4 protein-coding genes and 1 pseudogene are annotated in these 4237 nt (G+C 65.1%); all 5 read right to left on the bottom strand.

Annotated elements, in window-relative coordinates; all coding sequences use genetic code 11:
* Positions 1-995 (bottom strand): ABC transporter transmembrane domain-containing protein (locus tag EOA49_RS30715; protein ID WP_245460848.1); only part of this gene is annotated, 995 nt, incomplete at its 3' end.
* Positions 996-1187: 192 nt separating this feature from the next.
* Positions 1188-2345, bottom strand: a complete 1158-nt coding sequence (locus tag EOA49_RS30710; protein WP_127240709.1) for a CAP domain-containing protein — start codon at positions 2343-2345, stop codon at positions 1188-1190.
* Positions 2346-2545: 200 nt separating this feature from the next.
* Positions 2546-2830, bottom strand: coding sequence for an acylphosphatase (locus EOA49_RS30705; RefSeq protein WP_067321058.1), 285 nt, complete (start codon positions 2828-2830; stop codon positions 2546-2548).
* Positions 2831-2902: 72 nt separating this feature from the next.
* The gene (locus EOA49_RS30700) at positions 2903-4015 is read right to left on the bottom strand and encodes a pyridoxal phosphate-dependent aminotransferase (RefSeq protein WP_127240708.1); all 1113 of its coding nucleotides are present in this window, start codon (positions 4013-4015) and stop codon (positions 2903-2905) included.
* Between the two features lie 111 nt (positions 4016-4126).
* A pseudogene (locus EOA49_RS30695) lies at positions 4127-4237 on the bottom strand (IS5/IS1182 family transposase); the annotation flags it as partial.

The raw sequence follows: 4237 nt of genomic DNA, 5'->3' as shown, positions 1-4237 counted from the left end.
GGGCCGATCAGGCCCATGCCGGAGCCGGCGTCGAGCGAAAAGTCGATATCCTCCAGCAGGATGCGCCGTCCACCAGGCGCCGTCACCCCGACGGTTTCCACAGCGAGTGTCGCGTTTGGCGCCGGAAGCTCCATGCCGCCATCGTCGACCGGAAAGGCGGCAAACAGATCGACCAGCCTCTGCCAGCTCTGGCGCGCGCTGAGGAAGTGCTTCCAATACGCGGTGGCGAGCTCGATCGGCGCCAGCGCCCGCGATGTCAGGATTGAACTGGCGATGATGATGCCGGGCGTGGCCTGCTGGTAAATGACCAGATAGGCGCCGAGCGCCAGGACCATCGACTGCAGCATCATGCGCATGATGCGCGAAGCCGCACCCAATCCGCTCGTCAGGTCGCTCGCCTGCGCCTGCGCCTCGCGGAAGGCGTTGTCTGCTTGGCTCCAGCGCCCGGCCAGCCTCTCGCCCATGCCCATGGCGGCCAGCACTTCGGCGTTGCGGGCGCTCGCCTGCGCGATCGCGCCGCGCCTTGTGCCGAAGCCCGACATTGCCTTGGTCGGGGCGCGGACCAGGCGATCGGTGAGCCCCGTCAGCGCGATCAGCAGCAGCGCGCCGATGAGCGCCGCGACGCCGATCCAGGGATGGAAAAGAAAGCAGATCACAACATAGAGCGGCATCCATGGCAGATCGAACAGCGCACCCGGGCCGGGGCTGGAAAGGAAGCCGCTGACCTGGTCGAGATCGCGTAGCGCCTGCAGGCCTTCGCCGCGATCAGGCGTTCTGAGCGGCAGCCGCACGAGGCAGTTGAAGACGCGGCCGGCGATGAGCTCGTCGATGCCGGCGCCGATGCGTGTCAGCACGCGCGCACGGATCGCTTCGAGGACGCCCTGGAAGGCATAAAGCACGGCGACCAGAATGATCAGCGCCACCAGCGTCGGCACGCTGCGGCTAGGCAGAACGCGGTCATAGACCTGCAGCATGAACAGCGAACCGGACAGCATCAGCACGTTGATGAGGCCGCTGAGGCCGGCGACGGCCGCATACGGGCCGCCGAAGGAGGCGAGCGCCTTGCGAAGCTCGGAAGGTTTCAGGTCAGCTAAAGGCGAGCGTGTCAGATGGTTACCCCCGAAAAAACCGCGCCCGGCTTGAGGCGGGTTGGCGGGCCGCGATCGAGGCGCGGCCCGCGGTCAAGATCAGCCGACGAGTGCCGTCGTTTGATGGTCGGAATGGCCGGCAATCTGCGCCAGGATCTTGGTGATCGCGGACTGCGCCGCATCGGCCGCGTTGGCAAAGACCGGATTGTCGGCCGGCAGGTGGTCGTGCAGCCCCGCTGCCGCCCGTTCCACAGCCTGCTGGACATGGTCCGACGGATCCGGCGCGTTGTCCGGATTGGCGTGCGAGGCGTGACGGAACAAGAATTGGTCGCCGTCCAAGGCCACCGCATCATGCTTGGGCGCGTCGGTGGAGTCGGTGAGACCAGGCGTGCCCCGGTCGCCAATAGGATGCTTACCGAAGAAGTCGGCGAGCCAATTTTTGGTGCCGTTGCCCGTGTTCGATCCGCTGGTCTGCGCGGCCGGGGTGTGGCTTGAATCGGATCCTGAATCTTCTGCCGATGCCGTCGCCGCGAGCGTGCCCGATTTCATTGCCGGGTCGATCAGGTCGCGCTTGACGTTCTTGGTGCCGATTGTCGCCGTCTGCGTCGAAGTGGCGATATTGGCACCCGAAAAAGTGACGCTATAGGTGCCGGGCTTCAGCGCTAGATCATAGCCGCCGGCGGCCGAGGTCGTGGTCTTGAAGGTCTGGCCGGCTGAGTTTCTGGCGGTCACCGTGATGGTGCCCAGCCCTTCGCCCGGATCGTAGAAACGGTCGCCGTCCTTGTCGTCGAAAGCGACGCCGGTGAGGAAGAGATCCGTGCCGCTCTTGGCGAAATCCTCGGTGACGAAGGCGCTGCTGCGGCCCTTGTAGTCGCCGACCTCGAAGGCGAGCCCAACTTCACGGAAGTTGGAATTGAGGGTGTTGGCCCGGTGCCCGGGAGAATTCATCAGATTGGTGTGGAGAAGCTTGACCTCGTCGACATAGCCGGTCGGCGCGCGGGTCGTTGCCCAGGCGATGTTCTCGCCCGTGGCCCATGAGCCGCTCAGCGTATAGCCGGCATTCGTCATGCGCGTCGTCGGCGACGAACCTCCGGAACCGGTGTGGGAGAATGTGTCGGTGGCCAGCATCCACTTGTCGTGGCCCTCGGCGGCTTCGCTGAGATCGTTGTCGAAGGCCAGGGGCTGGGCGCCGGTCTTGGCGCGCTCAGCATTGATGAGCTCGAGCAGATACTGCTCGTTGGCACTGTGCTGCGGCATCGGATATCCCCGTTGATACTGTTTGGTGAGCCCCCTGATCTCCGTCACCCGCCTTTCCGGCTATGGAGCAAATATGTTCATCATGCGGCGCTAAAGTAACAAATCGGAATATACGCACATATATCGTGTGCGTATCGCACCAGAAGCAATGTCGGACGGTTTGCCGATCGGTGGATGGAAGCTGATTTCGGCGGACTTGCCTAGGCGATGATCCTGAAGTCGATAGGTGCACTATCGTCCGTGCGTTCTTCGACCTCGACCCTGATGACCGTCGCGCCCCTAGGCCCCCGCCACAGCCGATCGACCATCGAGTCGATCGCTGCGTCGGCGCCGGCGATGAGCGCCGTGACCGAACCGTCGTGCTCGTTTCGCACCCAGCCCGTCAGTCCGAGGCGCACGGCTTCGTCCCGCGCCCAAACCCGGTAGCTGACCCCTTGCACCTTGCCGGAGATGCGCGCCCGAACGGTTCTCTTCTGCTCGACCATGCTCGTCTCCGCCTTCGAAGCCTTACGGAATCCGGCTCGGCGCCGCGCAAACGCAACGGCTGTGGATCGCCGTTAGTTCCCCCGCGCCGTCGCCAGCGCGCCAGGCAATTCCTCGGCGAAGATGTCGAGCTCATGGTCGAGGCCGACGCTGACCCGGATGCAGCGGTCGAGCCGCGGCGCCATCGGCTTGCGGATGAAGACGTCGCGCGAGAGCAGCGCCTGCATCACCTTCAGCGCGAAGGCGCCGTCGCGGCCGCAGTCTATGGTGACGAAATTGGTCGCCGAGGGCAGCGGCTTCAGCCCGTTTTCCTCGGCGATGGCCGCAATGCGCCGGCGCCCCGCGGCCACGCGCGCCACCACCGAATTCAGATAGTCCTGATCGGCCATCGCCTCGAGCCCGGCGATCTGCGCCATGCGGCTGACGCCGTAATGGTTGCGGATCTTTTCGAAGTCGCGGATCACTTCCCGTTCGGCCACCGCATAGCCGCAGCGGATGCCGGCAAGCCCATACGCCTTGGAGAAGGTGCGCATGCGCACGACGTTCGGCCGCGCGACGTCGATCGGCGGCAGCGCCGATGCCGGTCCGAGCTCGCCATAGGCCTCGTCCAGCACCAGCATGGTGGTTTCCGGCAGGGCCTCGATGAAGCCGACGACGTCCGGCGCCTCCCACCAGCTTCCCATCGGATTGTCCGGATTGGAGAGATAGACGAGCGGCGCTCGTTCCCGGGCGACAGCGGCAAGCAGTCCGTCGAGGTCCTCCTTGTCGTCGGCGTAGGGAACCGTCACCAGCCGGCCGCCGACGCCGGCGATGTGGAAGTTGAAGGTGGGATAGGCGCCAAGCGAGGTCACCACCGCGTCGCCCGGCGCGACATACATGCGCGCCACAAGGCCGAGCAGTCCGTCAATGCCTTCGCCGACCACCACGTTCTCGACGCCGACATTGTGATGCGCGGCCGCCGCGACTTTGAGGTCGAAATTGTCGGGGTCGCAATACATCCACTGGTCGCGCGCGACGCTCTCCATGCGGGCAATCACGCGCGGCGAGGGCCCAAAGCTGCTTTCATTGGCGCCGATGCGGGCGCGGAAAGGCCGCCCGCGCTCGCGCTCCTGCGCCTCCGGCCCGACGAACGGCACCGTGGTGGGAAGCGTGCCGACGATCGGCGTAAGGGAAGGGCGCTGGCGCATGGCAAAGGCTCGGTTGAGAGGAGGCTTCTTGCTAGCTTGAGCGAGGGGTGGGTGCAAGCTGCGCGAGAAACAACGAAGACGCACCATAGCCGGACTAGGCTGAATCGACATTCAGCGCATCCATAACATAGCTGCGGCGAGATGGATGAAGGCGAGGAAGTGGCCGGCGCGACGATCGAAGCGTGTGGCGAAGCGTCTGAAATGCTTGAGCTTGTTGAAGCA

It is taken from the genome of Mesorhizobium sp. M1A.F.Ca.IN.020.04.1.1, assembly GCF_003997315.1.
Taxonomy (GTDB): Bacteria; Pseudomonadota; Alphaproteobacteria; order Rhizobiales; family Rhizobiaceae; genus Mesorhizobium.
This window is presented reverse-complemented; position numbering and strand designations above follow the sequence as displayed.